Here is a 22,321-nt window from a genome sequence, read left to right as displayed (position 1 = left end):
CGCAGAGATCACCTATTTCGAAAGACGCTCAGGGCGCTGAGGCAGTGGTGGCGGCGCGGTGCGCCGCCTGGCCCCCCGCGCTGGGGGAGTCCAGAGGGGGGATCCTCCCCCCTCTGGCCCTTTGGGTCCAGGGGGCTTTCGGGAAAGCCCCCTGGCGCCGCCCGCGCAGGGCGCCCGTGCGGCGAGCACAAGCCCCCTGGAGGGGCCCGCCCGGAGGGCAGAAGCTCCCCCGAAGAGGTTACCGCCGGAAATACCCGCTCTCCCGATACTGAATGGCCTCAGCCAAATGGGGCACCTGGATATCGGGGGCCTGCTCCAGGTCGGCGATGGTGCGGGCCACCCGGAGAATGCGGTCATAGCTGCGGGCGGTGAGGCCCATACGCTCAAAGGCGCCCTTCATCACCGTCTGGCAGGCGCTGTCCAGGGGACAGTAGGTCTGAATCTCCCGCGTGCCCATGTGGGCGTTGCAGCCAGGGCCGTCTGGACCGAAGCGCCGGGCCTGGACCGCCCGGGCGGCGCTGACCCGGGCGCGGATGGTTTCGGAGGACTCCGCCTGGGGCCGGCGGGCGATCTCGTCAAACTCCAGGGCGGGGATCTCCACATAGAGGTCGATCCGGTCCAGCAGGGGGCCGGACAGCTTGCCCAGATACTTTTTGACCTCCCCCTCGCTGCACCGGCACCGGCCGGAGGGGTGGCCGTACCAGCCGCATTTGCAGGGGTTCATGGCACATATCAGCATAAACCGGGCGGGGAAGATCTCGCTGGCGGCGGCCCGGCTGATCTGCACGCGTCCCTCCTCCAGGGGCTGGCGGAGGGATTCCAGAACGTCCTTGTGGAACTCCGGCAGCTCGTCCAGAAAGAGGACCCCGTTGTGGGCCAGGGAGATCTCCCCGGGCCGTGGGACGGGACTGCCGCCCCCCGCCATGCCCATGGCGGAGATGCTGTGGTGGGGGGAGCGGAAAGGCCGCTGAGTGACCATAGGGGACTGCTGGGAGGTAAGGCCCAGGACGGAGTGAATCTCCGTGGCCTCCAGGGCCTCCCGCCCGCTGAGGGCGGGGAGAATGGAGGGCAGCCGCCGGGCCAGCATGGACTTGCCGGAGCCCGGCGGACCGATCATGGCCGCGTTATGTCCCCCGGCGGCGGCGATCTCCAGGGCGCGCTTCCCCTGCTCCTGCCCCTTCACGTCGGAAAAGTCCAGCGCCGCCCCTGTCTGTGCGCAGGGGGTCCACAGCGGCGCCGGGGGGATCGGGCGCTCCCCCCGCAGGTGGGCCACCAGCTGATTCACCGTCTCCACGGGGTACACCGTCACCGCCCCGGCCAAAGTGGCCTCTGCGGCAGAGTCCGCGGGGACGTACAGGGCTGTAATCCCCGCCCGCCTGGCCGCCAGGGCCATGGGCAGCATCCCTGTCACCGGCCGCAGGGCCCCGGCCAGAGACAGCTCCCCCACAAAGGCGGCGTTGGGGTCGTGCCGGGGCAGCTGCCCCCCGGCGGTGAGGATGCCCACCAGCATGGGCAGGTCGTACACCGTCCCCGCCTTGCGCCGGTCCGCCGGGGCCAGATTCACCGTAATCCGGGACACCGGAAACTGAAAGGAACAGTTCTTGATCACCGAGCGCACCCGGTTGCGGGCCTCCTTCACCGCCGCGTCAGGCAGGCCCACCACGTCAAAGGCAGGCAGGCCGTTGGACAGGTCGCACTCCGCCCGGACCTCATACCCGGCAATGCCGCTCAGCCCCAAAGAACGCACCTCGCAGAACATCAAACCGCCGCCTTTCACACCAAGAACAAAATTTCCTCTGTCAGAACTATTATAGAAAAATCTGGGGCATAAGTAAAGAAAAGAATGGAATCCGGCCTGCGGGAATCCATTCTTTTCTCCTCCGGGGCGCGGAGGCGCCGCAGGACAACCCGGCCCGCCTCTCCCTTGCAATCATAGGGAAAGTATTGTATTATGATGAGCAGGAGTTTAGGCCGTGTTTGAAAAATGGCAAGATGCCCAACCAGTGGCCTTTTGCCGCCATTTGGAATACTTCGGAACCGGAAACAGGCTCTAAAGGACGCCCGGGGCAGGACAGCCGCCCGGGAGGGAGGCTTTTATGTATTTTGATACCCATGCCCACTACGACAGCGAACACTTTGGCGCCGACCGGGATCAGGTGCTCTCCGGCCTGGAGGCCAAGGGGGTGGAGCTGGTGCTCAACCCGGGGTGCGACCTGGAGAGCTCCCGGTTTGCCGTCGATCTGGCGGACCGCTGGCCCTTTCTCTATGCCGCGGTGGGGTTCCACCCGGAAAATCTGGAGGGGGTGCCCCTGCGTGCTCTGGACGAAATCCGTGCCCTGGCCCGCCGCCCCAAGGTGAAGGCCATCGGTGAGATCGGCCTGGACTACTACTGGGTAAAGGACGAGCCCGGCCGGGCCAGGACCCGGGAGTTTTACCACGCCCAGCTCAGCCTGGCGGAGGAGCTGGACCTCCCCGCCATCGTCCACGACCGGGACGCCCACAGGGATTGTCTGGACATCGCCCGGGCCCATCCCAACGTCCGTGGGGTGTTCCACTGCTACGCCGGCAGCGTGGAGGAGGCCAAGGTGCTGGTCCAGATGGGGTGGATGCTCTCCTTCACCGGCAACATCACCTTCAAAAAAGCCCGCCGGGCCCTGGAGGTGCTGGAGTGGCTCCCCATGGAGCACATTATGCTGGAGACCGACGCCCCCTACATGACGCCGGAGCCCTTCCGAGGGAGACGGTGCGACTCCGGCTATCTCTGCCGTATGGCGGAGACTGTGGCCCAGCTCAAGGGCCTTTCCACCGAAGAGGTGGCCCATATCACCACACAAAACGGACGGCGGTTCTTCCGCATCCCACAGGAGGCTTGACAGCAATGATGACCATCAGCTATGAGTACGAAGGTGCTCTGTATGTAAACCTGACCAACCGGTGCGACTGCGCCTGTGTCTTCTGCCTGCGGCACAACGGGCACAAGGGCAGCATCTACGCTGACGACCTGTGGCTGGAGCACGAGCCCAGCCGGGAAGAGGCCCTAAACAACCTCCTCAGCCGGCCCCTGGCCTCCTATCGGGAGCTGGTCTTCTGCGGCTTTGGGGAGCCCATGTTCCGCACAGACGATATTCTATGGCTGGTGGACCGGCTGAAGGAGCAGGTGGACGGCCTGCCCCCGGTACGCATCAACACCAACGGCCACGCCAACCTCATCCTGGGCCGGGACGTGACCCCAGAGCTGGCGGGCCGCATCGACACCGTATCGGTCTCCCTCAACGGCTCCACCGCTGAGGAGTACTGCACCGTTACCCAGCCCAGGGACGGCGTGAAGGGCTGGGAGGCCATGCTGGATTTCACCCGGAAAGCCGCCGCCTGTGTGCCCAAGGTGGTGATGACCATTGTGGATAAGGATAAGTCTGAGGCGGAGATTCAGCAGTGCCGGGCGCTGGCGGAAAGCCTGGGGGCACAGCTGAGGATTCGGGCGTATATTCCGGACTGAGGGGCGGCCGCAGTATCCCTACGGATCCACCCGGACCCGCTCGATCCCCTCCACCGCGGCCTGTACCAGAGCGTCGATATCCAGCTTGGCTTCTGCGGCCTCGATCTCCCCGGGGAGGGGGCGCAGCCGGGGGTGGCGGGGGGTGAAGACGGTACAGCAGTCCTCGTAGGGCAGGATAGAGGTCTCGAAGGTGTTGATTTTCCGGGCGATGGTGACGATCTCCTCCTTGTCCATGCCCACTACAGGGCGGAGGATGGGCAGATCACACACGGCGCCGGTGGCCTTCATGGCCTCCATGGTCTGGCTGGCCACCTGGCCCAGGGACTCGCCGGTGACGATGGCCCCGGCCTGGATCCGCCGGGCCACCCGCTGGGCGATGCGCATCATAAAGCGGCGCATGAGAATGGTGAACAGCTCCTCCGGGCAGCTGCGGCGCAGCTCCTCCTGGATGGCGGTGAAGGGGACCACGTGGACCATCAGCCGGCCGCACCAGGGGGTGAGGAGCTTGGCCAGGTCCAGCACCTTCTGTTTGGCCTCCAGGGAGGTATAGGGGTAGCTGAAAAAGTGGACCATGTCCAGGGCGATGCCCCGCTTGGCGATCATCCACGAGGCCACCGGGGAGTCGATGCCCCCGGACAGCAGGCTCACCGCCCGGCCGTTGATGCCCACCGGCAGCCCGCCGGCGCCGGCCTCCGGGCCGGGGTGGACGTAGGCGGCGTAGTCCCGGATTTCCAGGTAGACCGTCAGCTCCGGGCGGCGGACGTCCACCTTCAGGTGGGGGTAGCGGTCGTGGAGTTCTCCCCCCACGTACTGGGACAGCTGGATGGAGGTCATGGGGAAGGACTTGTCCGCCCGCTTGGACTCCACCTTGAAGGTCTTGGCGGCGGCCAGGCGGTCCCCCAGATAGTCCTGGGCGGCGGCCACCAGGGCGTCCTTGTCCTTGGGGCAGGAGCGGGCCCGGGACAGGCCTGCCACGCCGAAAAGCTTCTTCATGGCCCCGTAGGCCCCCTCCAGATCGCAGGCGGCATCCTGGGGCTCCACGTAGAGGGTGGACTGCCTGGTGTAAACCCTGAAGGCGCCGAAGGGGCGCAGGCGGCGCTGGGCGTTGGCGATGAGCCGGTCCTCAAAGCTGCGGCGGTTGAGGCCCTTGAGGACGATCTCGCCCAGCTTGAGCAGAATAATCTCGTTCATAACAATGTTCTCCATTTATTTTTGTCTGGGGGGCGGTGGACGGGGGGCTCCAACCCCCTGTCTGCCGCCCCCGGTTGTAAATACAGTTATCCATGGAGGAGCAGGGCCCGGTAGAGGGCCTCGTCCTCCGGGCGGAAGACGTCGAAGATCACCCGGCGGATGTGGTGGCAGCGGTCCAGGGCGTCCCTCACGGCGGAGACGGCGATGGGAGCGGCCTGCTCCGGTGGGAAGCCGTACAGTCCGGTGGACACACAGCAGAAAGCCACGCTCTCCAGGCCGTGCGCCTCCGCCAGGGTGAGGCAGGACCGGTAGCAGGACGCCAGCGCCTCCCGCTGGGCGGGAGCGACCGCCCCTTGGACGATAGGACCCACGGTGTGGAGGACATACTTGGCCGGCAGGTGAAAGCCGGGGGTGATCTTGGCCTGTCCGGGGGGCTCCGGGTGGCCCTGGGCCTCCATCAGCGCGTTGCAGGCCAGCCGGAGCTGAATGCCCGCCGCCGAGTGGATCACGTTGTCGATGCAGGTGTGGCCGGGGTGAAAGCAGCCCAGCAAGGCGGAATTGGCGGCGTTGACAATGGCGTCGCAGGCCAGCAGGGTGATGTCCCCCCGCCACAGGGCCAGGCGGCTGTCCACAGCGCTCACAGGCAGATCGGTCCACTGGACCACCTGGGACTGCCGCTGCCGCCCCTCCGCTTCCAAAAACCGGTCCTGAAGGGCCAGCAGCTCAGGCGCGGCAGGGACCGGGGGGCGCTGGTTCATCAGCGCCCGCAGCAGCTTCCGCCGGGCGGGGAAGTCCTCCGGCAGCGGTTCCTCCCCCCGCCCCGCCTCCGCCAAAAGGGCGCGCAGCAGCTCCTCCAGCCCCGTCGTTTGGTACATAGTCATCCCTCCACATTATCGCTGTCCATCAGTGTATCACAGAAGCGGGGCGGGGGAAAGCCCTTTTGACGGAAAGGACGCCTCCGCCCTGTTTTTTGTGGAAAAGCTCCCTTCTATTTCCAGAGGGTGCCGTCCGTTCTCCCCCTTGGGCATTGGAAGAACGGGCGGGTTTCCTGTGATTTTTTGCTGACAGGCGGGGAAAGCCCTGTTATAATGGCAGTAAAACATCGGATGATTCGGGAGGAGCGTATGTACGACAAGACAGTGCTGCCCAACGGGGTACGCATTTTAACCCAGCAGGTGCCGGGGGTTCGCTCGGCGGCGCTGGGCATCTGGGTGGGCACCGGCTCCCGCCATGAGCGCGCCGGGGAGAACGGCGCGGCCCATTTTATCGAGCACATGGTGTTCAAGGGCACCCAGGAGCGCACCGCCGCCCAGCTGGCGGAGGAGATCGACGCCATCGGCGGACAGGTGAACGCCTTCACCACCAAGGAGTGTACCTGCTTCCACGCCCGGGTGCTGGACAGCCACCTGCCCCGGGCGGTTGACCTGCTGTGCGGGATGCTCTTCCGCTCCCGGTTTGACGAGGGGGACGCCGCCACCGAGCGGGGGGTGATTTTAGAAGAGATCGGCATGTATGAGGACGATCCGGAGGATGTATGCGCCGAGCGGCTGGCGGCGGCGGTGTTTCGGGGCTCCCCGCTGGCCCGGCCTATCCTGGGCCGTCCCAAGACGCTGGAGAAGATGAGCGGGGCGTGGCTGAAGGATTATATGCAAAAGCACTACCGTCCGGACCGGATTGTGGTCTGTCTGGCGGGGAGCTTCCGGCGGGAGGACGTGGCGGAGCTGGAGGCGCGGTTCGGGGCGCTGGCCCGCCTGCCCGTCTGCGCGGCCGCGCTGGGGAAATACCGCCCCGCCTTCACCCGCAGGCGCAAGGCCATTGAGCAGAACCACCTGTTGCTGGCGTTCCCCGGCCTGCCGGCGGGAGATGAGCGGCGCTTCGCCCTTCAGATTCTCACGGCCACCTTGGGGGGCGGGGTGTCCTCCCGGCTGTGGCAGGAGGTACGGGAGCGCCGGGGACTGTGCTACTCGGTGTACGCCTACACCAGCGGCTATGAGGAGACCGGGCTCTTCGGCGTCTACGCCGCCCTGAGCCGGGAGATGGAGGATCAGGCCCTGGCCGCGGTGTGTACCGTGGTGCGGGAGTACGCCGCCGCCGGCCTCACCCAGCAGGAGCTGGACCGGGCCCGGGAGCAGGCCAAGGCCAACGTGCTGCTGGGCCTGGAGTCCACCCACGCCCGGATGAGCAGCATGGCCCGGGGGGAGCTGCTGCTGGGCCGGGTGCTCACCCCGGAGGAGATCATTGCGCGGTTCGACAGGGTGAGCCGGGGAGATATCCGGGCTTTGGCGGAGGAGATCTTCGACTTCTCCCAGGTCTCTCTGTCTGCGGTGGGCCGGGTGAGAAGCGAGGAGGAGTACAGGACTCTGATTGAGGGGTAAAAACAGGCGGCGTTTTTTCCACAGCCTGACATACATAATTACTATTAGGAGGCAGAACACCATGCAATCGTATGATCTGATCATCCGGGAAGCCAATCTCTTCGGCGTGGGAGAGGGACTGGATCTGGCCGCCGCCGGGGGGAAAATTGCCCGGATCGGCAAAAAGCTGCCGGAGACGGGAAAGACGGAGATCCAGGCTAAGGGCAAGCTGGTCATCCCCGGCTTTGTGGAGTCCCACACCCATCTGGACAAGTCCTTCACCGCCGTGGACGAGGACACCCCCAATCTGGAGGAGGCCTACGGCATCTTCACCCGCTACCTGGACAAAATCCCCGCCGGGGGCATGGTGGAGGACATCAAGGCCCGCTCCCGCCGGGTGCTGGACTGGGAGCTGGCCGCCGGGGCCACCGCGGTGAAGAGCCATGTGCTGGTCTGCCCCCAGTGGGGCATGGACTCCTTCCGGGCCATCCAGGAGCTGAAGGCGGAGTACAAGGGCCGGCTGGACCTGTACAACATCGTCCAGTGGACGGCGGAGACCGACGGGGCCTTCCGCGCCGCCGCGCAGGCGGGGGAGATCGACTTTATCGCCGGCTACCCCCTCTTCACCCCCGACCCCATGGGGGAGATTGACCGGCTGTTTGCGCTGGCCCAGGCGTACAATCTGCCCCTGGATCTGCACATTGACGAACACGACCGGCCCGACGTGAGCTGTTTCCTCCGGGTGCTCCAGCGGACCCGGGAGTACCACATGGAGGGCCGGGTGGCCTGCGGACATGTCACTGCCCTCAACGCCGTGGACGACGAGACCGCCCGCCGCGCCATTGAGGAGTGCGCCCAGCTGCGGGTGAATATTATCACCCTGCCCTCCTGCAATATGTTCCTCATGGGCCGGCAGGATCACCAGCCCATCCGCCGGGGGATCACCCGGGTGGACGAGTTCCGCCGGGCGGGGGTGAATGTATCCGTGGCCTCGGACAACATCCGGGACCCCTACCGCCCCTTCGGAAACGGCGACCTGCTGGAGGAGGCCCTCTTCGCTGCCCAGGTCCTCCAGTACGGCACAGGGGAGCAGCTGGAGTGGGTGATGGAGATGGTGACCTGCAACCCGGCGAAAAACACGCTTCTGACGGACCACGGGCTCAGAGAGGGCTGTGCCGCCGACCTGGCGGTGCTGGACGCCCCCACCGCCAAAGAGGCGATTATCAGTCAGTCCGCCCGCCTCTTCGTCCTCAAAGAGGGGAAAGTCGTGGCCAAAAATGGAGTTTTGGTATCCTGAGCGCCTGCTGCGCGTTCACAAGAGGGACGGAAAGGCGGGAGAGCGGGGATGAAAAAATTTGACGCGGATTATCAGATGCTCCAGGCGATGTACCAGGACGGGTATTTCCCCGATTTTCTGGTGGACAAGGTAAGGGCCCTAGTGTGGGACGTAGTGGAATTTCTGGAGGCGGGGGAGCGGGATCCCTCCGCCGTCCAGAAGAAATTCGACGGGATGACCCTGGCCATCAACGGCCTCCAGGGGGAGTTTGAGGACAACGGCAGCGAACTGGAGACTGTGGCCCGGGACAGCATCGGCGAGACGGTGGGGTATATCCTCCAGTGGTTCGGCCTTGACATGGAGGCAGAGGACGCCATCGGCCTGCGGGACTGGTAGGGCGGCTCATTTGACGCACCAGAGCGGGGCGGGCTGTCAGCCCGCCCCGCTCCGGCAGCCAGGTTTGACAAGGCCCTCCTTTTGTCGTATACTGGTAAAACATTTTCTCAGAGAGGAGGGGACCGATTGTCGTCTCTGGATTTTAAAAAGAAGGGGTATATGGGGATTTTTGTCTCCTACTACCGGCCCCACTGGAAGCTCTTCGCGCTGGACATGGCGTGCGCCCTGGGGATCTCTTTGGTGGACCTGGCCTTTCCTCTGGTCTCCCGCTGGGCCATGCAGGCGCTGCTGCCTGAGCGGCTGTTTCAGAGCTTTTTCGCGGTAATGCTCATTTTAATCCTGGCCTACGTGGGGAAAGCGGGGCTGAGCTTTGTCGTTACCTACTGGGGCCACCTGCTGGGGGTGCGCATTGAGAGCGACATCCGCCAGGACCTGTTCAGCCATATGCAGACGCTGTCCTTTTCTTTTTATGACAAGAACCGCACGGGCCATCTGATGAGCCGGGTCACCGGCGACCTGTTTGAGATCACCGAGCTGGCCCACCACGGGCCGGAGGATCTGTTTTTGTCTGTGGTGACGCTGCTGGGGGCCTTTGGGGTGATGCTCACCATCCGGTGGGAGCTGGCCCTGGCGGTCTTCGCGGTGGTGCCGGTGCTGGCGGCGTTCTCCATGGTGCAGCGCCGCCGGATGATGAGCGCCTCCGCCCAGGTCAAGCAGAAGCTGGCCGGCATCAACGGGGAGCTGGAGTCCTCCATCTCCGGAATGCGCACCGCCAAGGCGTTTGCCAACGAGGCGGCGGAGAAGGACAAGTTCGACCGGTCCAACAGCCACTTCCGCAGCGCCAAGCGGGAGTATTACAAATCTATGGCCGTCTACTTCTCCGGCCTGGAGTTCGCCCTGGGCATCATGCCGGTGCTGGTCATCGCCTACGGCGGCTTTCTCATCATGGCGGGAAAGATGGACTTTATCGCCCTGACCACCTTTACCCTCTATGTGACCACCTTTGTCAGCCCCATCCGGAGGCTGTCCAACTTTATCGAGCTGTTCATGCAGGGCATGGCGGGGTTTCAGCGGTTTGTGGAGCTGATGCGGGTGTCCCCCGACATTGAGGACGCCCCCGATGCCCAGGATCTGGGGGCGGACGGCCCCGTCCGGGGGGAGATCGCCGCAGAGGACATCACCTTCCGGTACGAGCCCCAGTCTCCCCCTGTGCTGGAGCACGTCTCTCTCCACATCCGTCCCGGGGAGACGGTGGCGGTGGTGGGGCCCTCCGGCGGAGGCAAGTCCACCCTGTGCCAGCTCATCCCCCGGTTCTACGATGTCACCGGCGGGCGCATCCTCCTGGACGGCCAGGATGTGCGTTCGCTCACCCAGCACTCCCTGCGGTCCAACATCGGCATTGTCCAGCAGGATGTGTTCCTCTTCGCCGGCACCATCTATGACAACATCCGGTATGGCCGGCCCGGCGCCAACGAGGAGGAGATTTTCCAGGCCGCCCGCCGGGCAGAGATCTACGACGATATTATGGAGATGCCCCACGGCTTCCAGACCTATGTGGGGGAGCGGGGGGTCATGCTCTCCGGCGGACAGAAGCAGCGCATCTCTATCGCCCGGATCTTTCTGAAAAACCCGCCCATCCTCATCCTGGACGAGGCCACCTCCGCCCTGGACAGCGTCACCGAGACCCGGATCCAGTCCGCCTTTGACGAGCTGGCCAAGGGCCGCACCACCTTGATCATCGCCCACCGGCTGTCTACCATCCGTTCCGCCTCCCGCATCATCGTCATCGACGGCTGCGGCATCAAGGAGGAGGGCACCCACGCCCAGCTGATGGAGCAAAACGGCGCCTACGCCGCCCTGTGCCGGGCCCAGAAGGCCCAATCCTAACCCCATCAGCAAGCCCCCGCCACTCCCGAGCAACAGGAGAGGCGGGGGCTTGTTTGTCCCCAAAGGAAGCGGGCGGCTCAGCCGAAGCGCTTCCACGTTCTGGGGAAGAACAGCAGGAGCATGGGGAAGAGCTCCAGCCGGCCGGCCAGCATATCGAAGGAGAGGAGCAGCTTGGCCGGGTCAGAGAAGAGACTGAAATTCCCCGTGGGGCCCACCTCCGCCAGGCCGGGGCCGATGTTGTTCAGGGCGGCGGCCACGGCGGTGAAGGTGGTGACCAGATCCTGTCCGTCCAGGCTGACCAGCAGCACAGAGGAGGAGAAGAGCAGCACGTAGAGCACCAGATACACGTGTACCGCCCGCATAGTGCCGCTGTCTACGGGGTGCCCCTCCATACGCAGGCAGCGCACCTGCCGGGGGTGGAGGTAGTAGTGGAACTCCTGCTGGATGGACTTGAGCAGCAGCAGAATGCGGGAGACCTTGATGCCGCCGCCGGTGCTGCCGGCACAGGCGCCGATGAACATCAGCAGCACCAGAATGGCCTGGGAGAAGCAGGGCCACTGGTTGAAGTCGGTGGTGGCAAAGCCGGTGGTGGTGATGATGGACCCCACCTGGAACGCGGCGTGGCGGAAGGTCTCCTCCGCCGTGGCGTACATCCCCCGGAGGTTGATCATAATGGCCCCGATGCTCACGGCAATGACGCCCAGATAGGTCCACAGCTCCTCGGAGCGGAGCAGCTGCCCGGCCCGCCGGATGAGAATAAGAAAGTAGAAGTTGAAGTTAACCCCAAACAGGATCATAAAGAGCGTGACGATATATTGCAGATAGGGGGAGTATCCTGCGATGCTGTCGTTTTTGATGCCGAAGCCGCCGGTGCCCGCGGTGCCGAAGGCGGTGGTCAGGGCGTCAAAGACGGACATGCCCCCCAGCAGAAGGAGGAAAATCTCCACCACGGTAAGGGCCACATAGATGCCGTATAAAATCTTGGCGGTGGTGCGCACCTTTGGCACCAGCTTGCCCACCACCGGGCCGGGGCTTTCCGCCTTCATCAAATTCATGTGATAGCCCCCGGTGAGGGGTAAGAAGGACAGGATAAAGACCAGCACCCCCATGCCGCCAATCCAGTGGGTGAAGCTGCGCCAGAAGAGGATGCACCGGGGCAGCCCCTCCACCGTGGGGAGAATGGAGGCCCCGGTGGTGGTAAAGCCGGAGACCGTCTCAAAAAAGGCGTCCACCGGGCTGGGGATGGCGCCGCTGAGCACAAAGGGGACGGCCCCCACGGCGCTGAGCACGATCCAGCTCAGGGCTACAGCCACCAACCCCTCCTTGGCGTGGAAGGCCTTGCGCTTCATCCCCCGAAGCGCCAAAGGGATCCCCGCCAGCAGGCACAGGGCGATGGCAGGGGCAAAGGACCAGCCGGCGCTCTCTTTGTAGATCACCGCCGCCATACAGGGCAGGAGGAGAAAGCCGGCCTCAAAATTCAAAATCCACCCCAAAATATAGGTGATTGCGGAATGATTCATACTGTCTCCCTCTCACTGTTACCGCAAAATATCCCGTATGTCGTGGAACCCCTTGTTGGTGGTGACCACGATAACCGAGTCCCCCACCTGGATCCGGTTGTGTCCCCGGGGGAAGATGACCTGTCCCTTGCGGTAAATGCAGCAGATGAGCAGGTTTTTCTTCAGATTGAGCTCGCTGATGGTGGAGGCCGTCACCTCGGACTCGGTGCGCACAGAGAACTCCAGGGCCTCCGCCCGGTCGTCCAGGATTTTGTACAAAGTCTCCACATTGCTGCCGATGGAGTTTTGAGTGGCCCGGATATACTGGATGATATAGTCGGCAGTGAGATACTTGGGGTAGATTACGCTGCCCAGGTCCAGGCTGTCAATCACATCGTCAAAGGCGATGCGGTTCACCTTGGCCACCAGCTTGGCCTTGGAGTGCTGCTTGGCGAAGAGGGCCAGCAGGAGATTTTCCTCGTCCAGATTGGTGATGGTGACAAAGGACTCCGCATGGGCCAGCCCCTCGTCCAGCAGGAACTGCTGGTCCGTGCCGTCCCCGTTGAGGATGGTGGCCTTGGGCAGCGTCTGGGAGAGGAATTCGCACCGCTCCGGCTTGATCTCCACAATATGCACGTCGATCCCCATGTCCAGCAGCTGGTGGGCCAGGTAGACTGCGATGGTGCCGCCCCCCACGATGAGGGTGTTGGACACCCGGTGGGCGGACATGCCGATCTTTTTGAAGAAGGAGGCCGCCTCCACCGGGGTGGCCATAATGGAGATGCTGTCCCCGTCCCTGAGGATAAAGTCGCCGTTGGGGATGAAGACCTCGTCCCCCCGCTCCACGGCGCACACCAGCACAGAGCTCCTAAGCTCGCTGACCAGGCGCACCACGGTGCGGCCGTCCAGGTGGAATTCCGGCTTCAGCTTCAGCTTGAGCAGCTCCGCCCGGCCCTTGGCAAAGGTGTCAATCTTGATGGCGGAGGGAAAACGCAGCAGGCGGGCGATCTCCATGGCGGCGGTAAGCTCCGGGTTGATGACCATGGAGATGCCCAGCTGCTCCTTGATAAAGCCGATCTCCTTGTTGTACAGGGGGTTGCGCACCCGGGCGATGGTCTGGCACCCTCCAGACGCCTTCTTGGCGATGAGACAGCACAGCAGATTGAGCTCGTCTGACGCTGTCACCGCGATGAGCAGGTCGGTCTTGTCGATCCCAGCGTCCATGAGCACATTGACGCTGGCCCCGTTGCCCGCCACCCCCATGACGTCCAGCCGGTCGGTGACCGCCTCCAGCTTCTTGGCGGACAGGTCGATGAGCACCAAATTGTGCCCCTCCGCGCTCAGACGCTCCGCCAGGGTTGTCCCCACTTTGCCGCAGCCTACGATGATGATTTCCATGTCTCCGCTCCCCTCCCGCCGGCCCCTTGGGGCGGGATGTCCCAGTTTCTGTGTCCCTTCATCATAGCACGTTCTTCAGAATTTGCAACGGTTAGTTTCCCACCGGGGGGGCGCGCAGCCCACCAAATTATTTTTTCTGATAAAAATAATTAAATAAAACAAGACGCTATTGACAGGATAAAAAATTTATAATAACATATAAACAGAAATTAAGAAAGGGTGATCCCAGTGGATCAGTGAAATTCAAATGGTATTATATCATTAACCACCTATATAGATCTCAAAGAAGGAGGAAAAAACTCTATGAAGAAGACTATTAGGAAAGTTATGGCACTGGTTATGTCGCTGGTGTATGTTAGCTCTATGACGATGGCATTAGGGTGTGCATTTGTAGACGATAATGAGGATGAAGACATTTCTTTCTATGCAGGGGACTCTAAAACCACCTACGAAGAATTTGTTTGTTTAACTTATGAGGGTGGCACATATAGAGAAGTTAATGTCAAACTGAGTGGTTCGTATGAAGTGGATAGGACTAGTGGGATAATTACAAAAGCGTCTACAAGTAGCCCCAGTGTAACTATTACACAATTTTCTGTCCAACCAGACCTAACAACATATAGTATCTCCAATGTAAAACGTTCTCGTTCTATCGCAAGTAATGGACAGACAGTTACATTTACTGCCACATTTGATATATTCATGACCTATGCTCCATCCCAAAGCAAAGAATTCTGTGGTAGTTATACAATTTCCATCATCGGAGATATAAATGGTGGTCGTGCGGTTGGCTATAGACCTGATGATGGTACTGGTAATCGGTATGTATACCCCAATTAGACGAGTGTTCAGCTTTTCGAGGAGTTAGGAGGTTATTTTGATGAAGCGGCTATGCAGTGTTGTTATCTGTGTGTTGATGTTGGCGAGTCAAATGGTACCAGCATATGCGACTGAACTGGAGTATAGAGCATCCGGAGCAATAGTGGTGCTGTAACGGTAAACGTCAAGGTTCCTGCATATACTAGCAGTAAGTTTGGATATACTGTGAGTAGCTGGACCTGTCCGATCTCTGTAAAATATACCGTTTATTATGATTTAAACACTGGAAAAATTAGTAGTGTACGGTATGATTCTTTTGAGATCAATCCCGGCTTGGCGATGTCTCCCTGTGAAAGAGGACGATTAGTCTCGCTAAATTATGAAAATATAAAGCTAACCAAAGTTAATGATTATACGCTCTCTTGTAGTGTCAACGCTCAGGCTGATTTGATCTATTTTGCTGGAGCTGGTGGAATAAATAGCGAACAGACAACTACAAATGTTTCTGGAAGTGTGCAATTTGAACCACCTCGTCCATGAAAGGAGGAGCTCTATGTTTCCGCTGAAGCCTGCCAAGATGATCGAGCGGGAGATCGAGTTGGCCGCAAAAGGGACTGCGTCCTATATGGGCCGGGAGGAACGGGACTGCCTGAAGCGGGCGGCGAAGGCGGAGGCCGCGTTCCGGGCCTCCAAGGGGTACGAGCCGGACACGTTCTGGCGCCGCCTGTCCCGGCGGCTGGGCCGCCGGCCTGGAAGGAAGTAGGCTTCCGCGCCCGCAATGTGGCCTGATCGGTCAAAAAAGTGCCGTCTGATAACTCCAGACGGCACTTTTTTCCGGTCAGAAATCATGGCTCTCCATGAACAACATCCTTTGACGATACGTCCCCTCCTCGCAGCACGTTCTTCAAAATTTGCGGCGGCCGGTGTTACGCTTTACGACTGCTCGATGGGGAGATGATGCTGCTTCATAAAGGAGAGCTTGTCCCAGTAGCCCCGCTGAAACAGAATTTTCCCGCTGACCACGTGAAAAAATCCGCAGCCGCGCAGCCCCAATGGGTCCCGCCACTCCAGAATCGCCCACTGGCCGTCCTCAAAAATATGCTCCACAATCGCCGTCATATCCGCCGCGGCAAATTCGGCGGCGAACATCGCCCGGATGGCGTCAATCCCCTCCACAGGGTCGTTTGCCACCTGGTGGTTGACGGCGCTGTCGTGATACAGCGCGCAGATTGCCGCGGTATCATGGGCATTAAAGGCGTCCACCCACTGACAGACGACTTCCTTCGGTCTCAACATACTGCGCTCCTCCTTTGTATGGATATGGGAAACCGACGCTTACGGCAGCGCGGCCGCAAGGGCCCGCAGCTGCGGGGCGAAGAGGCCCAGCAGGGGGAGTACAATGCCGGTGCCGCATAAAAGCCGGACGAAGCGGCGGTTATACCGCCACAGGACAGGGACATAGAACCGCTTTGGATGTTCCGGGTCGTAGTACAGGTCTACCTGGCCTCCCTCCTTCACGAGACAGCAGCTGGAGCCGCTGGAAGAGGTGACCCGGCAGGCGATCTCCCCCACCCGAAACTCAAATTCAGGAAAGTAGGCGCTGCGGCCCATATGGGTCCGCCTGCCCCGGGCGATCACCACGGCGGTGGTCCGGACCGTGGCCGTTCCCCGCTCCGCCAGCAGGCGGCGGCAGAGGGACATGCCGGCGGCGAAAAAAATCAGCGGGAAGAGGGCAAGGGCCGTGCCGCCGATCCGCTGGTCCAGGCTGCGGCCGGGCTGACACACGACAATCACCGCAAAGCAGAGGCAGAGCAGCGGCCAGAGCACGGCAAAAAACCGCCACCGCCGCAGCGCGCCGGTTTTTGAAGCTCGCTGTCTGTTCATCAACCAATCGCCCCCGAACTGCCAGTTGTCCCGCCAATTTTATCACATACCGTGCCCTCTTTCAACAATACCGCACAGACGAATCCCTTTCACACGACCCCTGCCTGCGAAGCCTTCACAGCTCCTGTTTTTCGATATGCTCGACGGCGCCTTGGCCCCCACGGGCCAAGGCGCCGTTTTCTGAATCATTCTGCAGATTACAGAGCCAGGTCGAAGGTCTCCAGCACGTCCCACAGGGCGGGCAGGGCGGTCTCCTGCTCCGCCGCGGGGAAGGAGAGGCGGGCCTGGAGGAAAGCGCTGTGGTAGGGCAGGCAGTATACCCCGGTCTGGGTTCCCGCCTGGGCGGTGCGGTAGTACCCCGCAGGGATGCCCCGGAACCACACAAAGGCGGGCTGGTCGATGAGCTCCACCCCCTGGGCGCCCCGGTCCGCCTGGAGGGCGGAGGCGGTATAGGCGTCCACACCGCCCGACCCCGGCTGGGGGCCGGAGATGGTGATGGACAGCGAGCCGGACTGGCAGGTCAGAATATCCCCCGTCCAGCGGTAGGTCCACTCCGCCGGGAGGGTGAGGCTGTACACCTTTTGGGGGTGCGTTACCGCCGTACCGGCGGGCTCCGCGGTGCCTTTCCAGGTCACCCGCTGCCGCGGGAGGGCCAGCCGGTTGAGAATGGCCGCGGCGGAGGCCCGGTCAATGGGGGCCCCGGGCTGGAAGGCCCCGGAGTCCGTCCCCGCCAGCACGCCCGCGCCGTACAGGGCGTAGATCTCGTTAAAATAGGGGGTTTCGGCGTCCACATCGGGGATGATCCGCACCCGGTTGATCCGGGCCAGCTCTGTGGGAGGCAGGGCATAGGCGAACAGGCCCGCCATGTCCGCCCGGGTGGCGGGGGCGGTGTAGCCGGCGTACTCCCGCCGGGCCAGCATACCGTGCTCCACCGCGTAGTCCACCGCGTTCTGATACCAGGGGGATCCGCCGGGGACAAAGGTGTCCCCCCGGTAGCGTGCGGACACCTGTACCGCCATGGTGACGGCCTCTGCCAGGGTGAGCTGCCCCTGGGGGTCAAAGCGGCCGTCTCCCTTCCCCTGCATCAGGCCCAGCTCCGCCGTGCGCCGGACATCGGCGGCGTACCAGGCGCCGGAGGGCACATCGGAGAAGTTGGGGTAGGTGGTCTGGGGCTGAAAGGCGTCCATGCCCGCTGCCAGGGCGGGGGCGTGAAGGGCCCCAGTCAGGCCCAGGGCGGCAAGGGCCGCAGATAGCGTTCGTCTCATAGTCTGCTCCTTTTTCAATAATGGCTGTGGATCCTTTGGACGGCGGCGGGGCTTAAAAGTTCCCTTTTTTTCCGCCGGCCTTTTTCCCGGGAAAAGCAATAAGCCTCCCCCAGGAGCGCCTGCACCGTTTCGTCCACATCCTCCGGCCGGGTGAGGATGATGCGGTTGGTCCACCGGCCGGGGTAGGGCTCGCCGGCGTATTTGACACAGGGCTCCGTCCCCCGCCGGCCCAGCCCCAGGGTGAGGACCAAAGCCTCCTCCGGCTGGCGGGAGAGAACGCGGGGATTGCGGGACAAGAAAGCGAAATTTAAGGGGTTTTTCCAGGCGATCTGGCTCTTGGACACCCGGTATTCCGAGGGGCCCAGGGCCCCAATTACGGCCTCCACCCGTTCAAACAGGGCAATCCGCCCCGGGTGTGCGCCGAGAAACGCCAAAACCTCTGGATCCATGGGATCAGCCTCCTTAATCTGGGCAAGAGGGCGGCGCCCTCTCCTGTTTGGGAAAATTGCTATGCTGGGGCGGAAAAGTGGATTCTTTTTTCTGATTCTGGGGACGCCGCCAGCGGCCGCTTGCGCCCCGAAAAACCGTGTCGGCCCTTGTCAACCAATGGTATCCTGTGTGTCAACAACTGCTTGGGCTGCTGATCAGGCAACAGAGGAAGAGATGGTCCAGGAGCAGAGCTATGAGATCGATACGCCCTACGAGTACCCGATTACACCCGCCTCCCCGGAGTGGAAAACGTACCAATCCAGGGCGGAACGGCTTGCCGCCTGCCACGTCGACGACGCGCTCCTTCAGAAGATGACAACCCCAGCCCTGGTAGAGACGGTTCTGACCTGCCCCATGCTGCCGGATTGTTATGCCTACGATACCCTTGAGGCCGGTATGCGGTCGGTTTCGGCGTATTTTTCCGGAATTGATTGAATTGGCTGCACGCCCGGACGCCATTGAGTGTTTAGAGGCCTATGCCGCGGCACAAGGCAGAAGCGGCGGGTTCTATTCCATGAACGCCAAGTATGTGCAGCGTTATCTTGAAGATGCGTTGCAGATACAGAAGCGGTTCAACCCTAACAGACAGGTCCCCGAAGCAGTGGTACCGCAGACCCGGTTCAAGGAAAGAAACGTGCGTTGCCCCGCTGAAAAACCTGCGGCGCCTTGGAAATGAAGGCGCCGCAGGTTTTTCTCTTCCGCAGTGCAGCTCCGGCGGCGCAGCTACAGCCCCGCGATCCGCTGGGCCGCCACCGCTGTCAAGGGCAGGGTGAGGATGGACAGCAGGGTGGCCAGGGTGATGGCCTGGGCGGCGGTCTCCTTGCCACGATTGAAGCGCTCTGCGAACATGGCGGTGACGCCGGCGGTGGGGGTCCCCGCCAGAATCACACAGCAGGCGAAGAGCATGGGGCTGAGCCCAAAGGGCAGCAGCAGAAGGGCTGTCGCCGCCGGCGCGGCCAGCAGCTTATAGGCGGCGCAGCCGTACAGACTGCGGCTGCGGAAGGTGGCGGGCAGGTCCGCCGCCGCCATCTGGGCGCCGATGAGCAGCATGGCCAGGGGGGTGTTCAGATCCGCCAGAAAGGACACGGTGTCCCCCAGAGGCGCCGGCAGGGCGGCCCCGGTGAGAAAGAGGGGCAGGCCCACCGCGATGCCCACCACCGCGGGGCTGACCAGAATGTTTTTAAGCGAGAGCTCTTTTTTGCCGCCCATCATGTATACGCCCAGGGACCAGGTGAACACCTGAAAGACCACAAAGACCGGCATGGCGAAAATAAGCCGCTCCGCCCCGAAAATGGCGGTGATCAGGGGAAAGCCCATAAACCCGGTGTTGCCGAAGATGGCCGCGAAGCGCAGGGTCTCCCGGCTGTCCTGGCCCTGCTTTCGAAAGAAGGGGAGCACCCCCAGCCAGATCACCACGTAAGTCACCGCCACCAGCCCGGTGCCGGTGAGCAGGTCGTGAAGCAGCCCGGAGTCAAATTCCACCTGCAGCGAGTGGATGATCACGCAGGGCGTAACGATATACATCAGCAGAAAGGACAGCTGGGGCAGCGTCTGGGGGGTGAGCCTGCCCAGCTTGGCCATGACAAAGCCTACGCTCATCAGCAGGAAGAGCACGCCCACCTGGCCCACCACAACCAGTAAATTTTCTAATACCTCGTTCACACACATCACACTCCCGCAGTTCGGACAGACATCCCTGGCTTTGGGGCTGGGGCTGCGGCTATTATACCATGGAGGCGCAGCTGGAATGATAAAATGGCTGTACAATGGCTATTTTATCATATTGGAATCCATTTTACAACGATCTGCAGGGCGGGCTCCAAACGTGCCCCACGGACCTGTCTTTCTTTTTTTCCCAACCTGTGATAAACTTTATGGGAGAAAATCCATTCTGATTGATAAAAGCGGCCCGCCCCGGCGCGGTGCCGGTGGAGGTTTTTATGGAACGACCCCGCCTTCCCTTGGGAGATTATTACCAGCTTCTGCTCTGGCAGGGGCTGCTGGCTGGCCGGCGGCCTGTGCCGGCGGATTTGACCCGCACGGTGGAGCTGGTGTCCTGCGACTCCAAGCGGGTGGTCCCCGGTACCCTCTTTGTGTGCAAGGGGGCGGCCTTCCGGCCGGAGTATCTTATCGACGCGGTGCGCAAGGGGGCTTTCGCCTATGTCAGCGAGCGCCCCTATGAGCAGGCCGGCGCCCCCTGTATTCCGGTGACGGATATCCGCCGGGCCATGGGCCTGATGGCAGATCTGGCCTACGGGCACCCCTCCGGCCGGCTCCAGGTCACCGGCATCACCGGCACCAAGGGCAAGACCACCACCGCCTATTACCTGAAATCCATTGTGGACGCCTGGCGGGAGGAGGAGAACCGGCGGGAGAGCGCCATTTTGTCCACCATCGTCACCGACGACGGCCTGGAGCGCCGGCCCGCCAAGCTCACCACCCCGGAGCCCCTGGATCTCCAGCGGCACCTGCTCAACGCCGCCGCCGCCGGGGCGGAGTACGTGACCATGGAGTTTTCCAGCCAGGCGCTGAAGTATGGCCGGGTTATCGGGGTGGATCTGGCCTGCGCCGTCTTTTTGAACATTGGGGAGGACCACATCTCCCCCATTGAGCACCCGGACTGGGAGGACTACTTCGCCTCCAAGCTGCTTATCTTCCGGCAGGCCAGAGCGGCCTGCGTCAACCTGGACTGCGACCACGCCGGGGAGATCTGCGCCGCCGCCCAGGTCTGCCCTCAGGTGGTGACCTACTCCCACACCGACCCCGCCGCCGATGTGTACGCCTGGGACATCCGCAAGGAGGGGGATCTCATCCGGTTCCAGGCGCGCACCCCCCGCTGGCAGGGGGAACTCACCCTGGCCATGCCGGGGCTGTTCAATGTGGAAAACGCCCTGGCCGCCGTAGCCGCGGCGGAGGTCTATCAGATTCCGGCTCCGGCCGTGGCCGCCGGCCTGGCCCGTGCCGCCGTCCCCGGCCGGATGGAGCACTATACCAGCAGCCGGGAACCGGTGTCCGTTATTGTGGACTACGCCCACAACGGCATGAGTCTGGAGGCCCTGCTCCGCTCCGCCCGGGCGGAATACCCCGGCCGGCAGATTACCGTCCTCTTTGGCTGCACCGGGGGCAAGGGCATTGACCGGCGGGAGGGCATGGCCGCCGCCGCCGGAGCGCTGGCCGACCGGATCATCCTCACGGAGGACGATCCCGGGCCGGAGGCGGTGGCGGCCATCTGCGCCGATATCCAGCGGTATCTGCTCCCCTTCGGCAAAACGGGAGAAATCATCCCCCGCCGGGAGGAGGCGGTGGCCCGGGCTGTGCTGGACTGCACCCCGCCGGCGGTGGTCGTCCTGGCGGGAAAGGGCTGTGAGCTGGTTCAAAAGCGGAAAAACGGCCCGGAGCCCTGCGTCCCCGACGGCATTCTGGCCCAAAAGGCCCTGGAGCGCTATGACGGCCGCTGAGCTGGCCGGGCGCTTTGCCGGTCTGGGCGCGGCGGGCTGGGGGTACGTGCCTTACGCCGCCCTGGAGCAGGCGATGGACTCTGCCGCCCGGCAGAAGGCGCAGGCCCTGTGTCCCGGCGCCGCCGGAGTGCTGGTGGCGGCGTTCCCCTACTTCGCCGGCCTGCGGCCAGGCAATCTCCCCCTCTACGCCCGGGGGCTGGACTACCACCTGGAGCTCCCCTGGCGGCTGGATCTGTTATGCGCCGATCTGGCCCGGGCGTACCCCGGCCGGATGTTTCACGCCGGGACGGACAGCTCTCCCCTGCCGGAGCGGGAGGCCGCCCGGCAGGCCGGCCTGGGGCTTATGGGCCGAAACGGGCTGATCATTCTCCCCCCTTACGGGTCTTGGATCTTTCTGGGCACCATCCTCACGGATCAGCCCCTGGACCTGCCCCGGCAGGCGCCCAGCGGACCGTGTATGGGGTGCGGCCGGTGTATCGCCGCCTGCCCCGCAGGGGCGCTGACAGAGGAGGGCTTTGCGGCGGAGCGCTGCCTGTCTCACCTCACCCAGAAGAAGGGGGAGCTGCCCCCGGAGCAGGCCGCCGCTGTGGCCCGCCACCCCTATATCTGGGGGTGCGACCTGTGTCAGACGGTCTGCCCCTATAACGCCCGCCCCGCCCGCACCGGCATCCCCGCCTTTTTCCAGGGGCTGATAGACCGCCTCACCCCCGGGGACCTGGAATCCCTCACCAACCGGCAGTTTCAGCAGCAGTACGGCCAGCGGGCCTTCGCCTGGCGGGGCCCGGCGGTACTGCGGCGGAATTTTGCCCTCCAGGCCGGGCAAAAAACCGAATAGCCCTCCGCCTTTTTGGGAATAATTTCTGGTATCAAAGACGGAAAAGCGCGCCTGCTCAGGTGTGCGGGGAGGTT

Annotated in this window: 22 protein-coding genes; 12 read left to right on the top strand and 10 right to left on the bottom strand. The window is 63.0% G+C overall.

All coding sequences use genetic code 11. The features are described from left to right. Positions 1–238: 238 nt before the first annotated feature. A complete protein-coding gene (locus D1159_RS04980; protein ID WP_161844573.1) occupies positions 239–1,759 on the bottom strand; it encodes a YifB family Mg chelatase-like AAA ATPase in 1,521 nt (506 codons plus the stop codon). A 337-nt stretch (positions 1,760–2,096) separates the two neighbouring features. On the opposite strand from D1159_RS04980, the gene D1159_RS04975 reads away from it, so the two are divergent. Beyond that, positions 2,097–2,873 carry a TatD family hydrolase gene (locus D1159_RS04975; RefSeq protein WP_161844572.1) on the top strand — a complete coding sequence of 259 codons (777 nt, stop codon included), beginning with the start codon at positions 2,097–2,099 and terminating at the stop codon, positions 2,871–2,873. 5 nt (positions 2,874–2,878) lie between these two features. Continuing rightward, on the top strand, positions 2,879–3,496 hold the full coding sequence (locus tag D1159_RS04970; RefSeq protein ID WP_161844571.1) for a TatD family nuclease-associated radical SAM protein: 618 nt from the start codon (positions 2,879–2,881) through the stop codon (positions 3,494–3,496). A gap of 18 nt (positions 3,497–3,514) precedes the next feature. On the opposite strand, the gene thiI is transcribed toward D1159_RS04970, so the two are convergent. Together thiI and D1159_RS04960 are read right to left on the bottom strand one after the other, a co-directional pair. After that, on the bottom strand, positions 3,515–4,687 hold the full coding sequence (gene thiI, locus D1159_RS04965; protein WP_161844570.1) for a tRNA uracil 4-sulfurtransferase ThiI: 1,173 nt from the start codon (positions 4,685–4,687) through the stop codon (positions 3,515–3,517). Positions 4,688–4,773: 86 nt separating this feature from the next. Next, positions 4,774–5,562 carry a protein-ADP-ribose hydrolase gene (locus D1159_RS04960; RefSeq protein WP_161844569.1) on the bottom strand — a complete coding sequence of 263 codons (789 nt, stop codon included), beginning with the start codon at positions 5,560–5,562 and terminating at the stop codon, positions 4,774–4,776. A gap of 249 nt (positions 5,563–5,811) precedes the next feature. Here D1159_RS04960 and D1159_RS04955 point away from each other — a divergent pair, with 249 nt between their 5' ends. From D1159_RS04955 to D1159_RS04940, 4 genes are all read left to right on the top strand, one after another. After that, entirely contained in the window at positions 5,812–7,062 is a 1,251-nt protein-coding gene (locus D1159_RS04955; RefSeq protein ID WP_161844568.1) for a pitrilysin family protein, read from the top strand. Positions 7,063–7,123: 61 nt separating this feature from the next. Beyond that, a complete protein-coding gene (locus D1159_RS04950; protein ID WP_161844567.1) occupies positions 7,124–8,338 on the top strand; it encodes an amidohydrolase family protein in 1,215 nt (404 codons plus the stop codon). Between the two features lie 48 nt (positions 8,339–8,386). Next, complete coding sequence (locus D1159_RS04945; RefSeq protein WP_161844566.1) at positions 8,387–8,713, top strand: DUF5713 family protein; 327 nt, start codon at positions 8,387–8,389, stop codon at positions 8,711–8,713. Between the two features lie 126 nt (positions 8,714–8,839). Next, positions 8,840–10,600 (top strand): ABC transporter ATP-binding protein, encoded by a 1,761-nt coding sequence (locus D1159_RS04940; protein ID WP_347563634.1) that lies wholly within the window; start codon positions 8,840–8,842, stop codon positions 10,598–10,600. A gap of 77 nt (positions 10,601–10,677) precedes the next feature. Here D1159_RS04940 and D1159_RS04935 read toward each other — a convergent pair whose 3' ends face one another. Then, on the bottom strand, positions 10,678–12,120 hold the full coding sequence (locus D1159_RS04935) for a TrkH family potassium uptake protein (RefSeq protein ID WP_161844565.1): 1,443 nt from the start codon (positions 12,118–12,120) through the stop codon (positions 10,678–10,680). 18 nt (positions 12,121–12,138) lie between these two features. Beyond that, positions 12,139–13,497 (bottom strand): Trk system potassium transporter TrkA, encoded by a 1,359-nt coding sequence (gene trkA, locus D1159_RS04930; protein ID WP_161844564.1) that lies wholly within the window; start codon positions 13,495–13,497, stop codon positions 12,139–12,141. Between the two features lie 303 nt (positions 13,498–13,800). On the opposite strand from trkA, the gene D1159_RS04925 reads away from it, so the two are divergent. Continuing rightward, positions 13,801–14,337, top strand: a complete 537-nt coding sequence (locus D1159_RS04925; RefSeq protein WP_161844563.1) for a hypothetical protein — start codon at positions 13,801–13,803, stop codon at positions 14,335–14,337. A gap of 532 nt (positions 14,338–14,869) precedes the next feature. Beyond that, positions 14,870–15,079 carry a hypothetical protein gene (locus tag D1159_RS04920; RefSeq protein WP_161844562.1) on the top strand — a complete coding sequence of 70 codons (210 nt, stop codon included), beginning with the start codon at positions 14,870–14,872 and terminating at the stop codon, positions 15,077–15,079. Between the two features lie 170 nt (positions 15,080–15,249). On the opposite strand, the gene D1159_RS04915 is transcribed toward D1159_RS04920, so the two are convergent. The 4 genes from D1159_RS04915 to D1159_RS04900 form a co-directional block, all read right to left on the bottom strand. After that, positions 15,250–15,609, bottom strand: a complete 360-nt coding sequence (locus tag D1159_RS04915) for a nuclear transport factor 2 family protein (RefSeq protein ID WP_202620933.1) — start codon at positions 15,607–15,609, stop codon at positions 15,250–15,252. A gap of 42 nt (positions 15,610–15,651) precedes the next feature. Further along, positions 15,652–16,200 (bottom strand): DUF3592 domain-containing protein, encoded by a 549-nt coding sequence (locus D1159_RS04910; protein ID WP_161844560.1) that lies wholly within the window; start codon positions 16,198–16,200, stop codon positions 15,652–15,654. Between the two features lie 197 nt (positions 16,201–16,397). Further along, the gene (locus tag D1159_RS04905) at positions 16,398–17,465 is read right to left on the bottom strand and encodes an S-layer homology domain-containing protein (RefSeq protein WP_161844559.1); all 1,068 of its coding nucleotides are present in this window, start codon (positions 17,463–17,465) and stop codon (positions 16,398–16,400) included. A gap of 14 nt (positions 17,466–17,479) precedes the next feature. Continuing rightward, positions 17,480–17,914, bottom strand: a complete 435-nt coding sequence (locus D1159_RS04900; RefSeq protein WP_161844558.1) for a DUF5655 domain-containing protein — start codon at positions 17,912–17,914, stop codon at positions 17,480–17,482. Between the two features lie 214 nt (positions 17,915–18,128). Between D1159_RS04900 and D1159_RS04895 the strand changes: the two genes are divergently transcribed. Next, positions 18,129–18,389 (top strand): hypothetical protein, encoded by a 261-nt coding sequence (locus D1159_RS04895; protein WP_161844557.1) that lies wholly within the window; start codon positions 18,129–18,131, stop codon positions 18,387–18,389. Next, the gene (locus D1159_RS04890; RefSeq protein ID WP_161844556.1) at positions 18,382–18,630 is read left to right on the top strand and encodes a hypothetical protein; all 249 of its coding nucleotides are present in this window, start codon (positions 18,382–18,384) and stop codon (positions 18,628–18,630) included. Before D1159_RS04895 ends, D1159_RS04890 begins: the two co-directional genes overlap by 8 nt. Before the next feature lie 47 nt (positions 18,631–18,677). On the opposite strand, the gene D1159_RS04885 is transcribed toward D1159_RS04890, so the two are convergent. Continuing rightward, positions 18,678–19,616 (bottom strand): AEC family transporter, encoded by a 939-nt coding sequence (locus D1159_RS04885; protein ID WP_161844555.1) that lies wholly within the window; start codon positions 19,614–19,616, stop codon positions 18,678–18,680. A gap of 278 nt (positions 19,617–19,894) precedes the next feature. Here D1159_RS04885 and murE point away from each other — a divergent pair, with 278 nt between their 5' ends. Further along, positions 19,895–21,412 carry a UDP-N-acetylmuramyl-tripeptide synthetase gene (gene murE, locus D1159_RS04880; protein WP_161844554.1) on the top strand — a complete coding sequence of 506 codons (1,518 nt, stop codon included), beginning with the start codon at positions 19,895–19,897 and terminating at the stop codon, positions 21,410–21,412. Then, positions 21,399–22,247 carry a 4Fe-4S double cluster binding domain-containing protein gene (locus tag D1159_RS04875; RefSeq protein ID WP_161844553.1) on the top strand — a complete coding sequence of 283 codons (849 nt, stop codon included), beginning with the start codon at positions 21,399–21,401 and terminating at the stop codon, positions 22,245–22,247. The genes murE and D1159_RS04875 overlap by 14 nt, the downstream gene beginning before the upstream one ends. Positions 22,248–22,321: the final 74 nt, after the last annotated feature.

It is taken from the genome of Pseudoflavonifractor sp. 524-17 (assembly GCF_009935845.1).
Taxonomy (GTDB): Bacteria; Bacillota; Clostridia; order Oscillospirales; family Oscillospiraceae; genus Pseudoflavonifractor_A.
The sequence above is the reverse complement of the archived record's forward strand: the minus strand, read 5'-3'. Positions and strand labels throughout refer to the sequence as shown.

What these genes read in the sequence shown, in the direction of transcription:
- D1159_RS04980 (WP_161844573.1), bottom strand. Translation starts at nt 1,759, where the DNA reads ATGTTCTGCGAGGTGCGTTCTTTGGGGCTGAGCGGCATTGCCGGGTAT.
- D1159_RS04975 (WP_161844572.1), top strand. Translation starts at nt 2,097, where the DNA reads ATGTATTTTGATACCCATGCCCACTACGACAGCGAACACTTTGGCGCC.
- D1159_RS04970 (WP_161844571.1), top strand. Translation starts at nt 2,879, where the DNA reads ATGATGACCATCAGCTATGAGTACGAAGGTGCTCTGTATGTAAACCTG.
- thiI (WP_161844570.1), bottom strand. Translation starts at nt 4,687, where the DNA reads ATGAACGAGATTATTCTGCTCAAGCTGGGCGAGATCGTCCTCAAGGGC.
- D1159_RS04960 (WP_161844569.1), bottom strand. Translation starts at nt 5,562, where the DNA reads ATGTACCAAACGACGGGGCTGGAGGAGCTGCTGCGCGCCCTTTTGGCG.
- D1159_RS04955 (WP_161844568.1), top strand. Translation starts at nt 5,812, where the DNA reads ATGTACGACAAGACAGTGCTGCCCAACGGGGTACGCATTTTAACCCAG.
- D1159_RS04950 (WP_161844567.1), top strand. Translation starts at nt 7,124, where the DNA reads ATGCAATCGTATGATCTGATCATCCGGGAAGCCAATCTCTTCGGCGTG.
- D1159_RS04945 (WP_161844566.1), top strand. Translation starts at nt 8,387, where the DNA reads ATGAAAAAATTTGACGCGGATTATCAGATGCTCCAGGCGATGTACCAG.
- D1159_RS04935 (WP_161844565.1), bottom strand. Translation starts at nt 12,120, where the DNA reads ATGAATCATTCCGCAATCACCTATATTTTGGGGTGGATTTTGAATTTT.
- trkA (WP_161844564.1), bottom strand. Translation starts at nt 13,497, where the DNA reads ATGGAAATCATCATCGTAGGCTGCGGCAAAGTGGGGACAACCCTGGCG.
- D1159_RS04925 (WP_161844563.1), top strand. Translation starts at nt 13,801, where the DNA reads ATGAAGAAGACTATTAGGAAAGTTATGGCACTGGTTATGTCGCTGGTG.
- D1159_RS04920 (WP_161844562.1), top strand. Translation starts at nt 14,870, where the DNA reads ATGTTTCCGCTGAAGCCTGCCAAGATGATCGAGCGGGAGATCGAGTTG.
- D1159_RS04910 (WP_161844560.1), bottom strand. Translation starts at nt 16,200, where the DNA reads ATGAACAGACAGCGAGCTTCAAAAACCGGCGCGCTGCGGCGGTGGCGG.
- D1159_RS04905 (WP_161844559.1), bottom strand. Translation starts at nt 17,465, where the DNA reads ATGAGACGAACGCTATCTGCGGCCCTTGCCGCCCTGGGCCTGACTGGG.
- D1159_RS04900 (WP_161844558.1), bottom strand. Translation starts at nt 17,914, where the DNA reads ATGGATCCAGAGGTTTTGGCGTTTCTCGGCGCACACCCGGGGCGGATT.
- D1159_RS04895 (WP_161844557.1), top strand. Translation starts at nt 18,129, where the DNA reads ATGGTCCAGGAGCAGAGCTATGAGATCGATACGCCCTACGAGTACCCG.
- murE (WP_161844554.1), top strand. Translation starts at nt 19,895, where the DNA reads ATGGAACGACCCCGCCTTCCCTTGGGAGATTATTACCAGCTTCTGCTC.
- D1159_RS04875 (WP_161844553.1), top strand. Translation starts at nt 21,399, where the DNA reads ATGACGGCCGCTGAGCTGGCCGGGCGCTTTGCCGGTCTGGGCGCGGCG.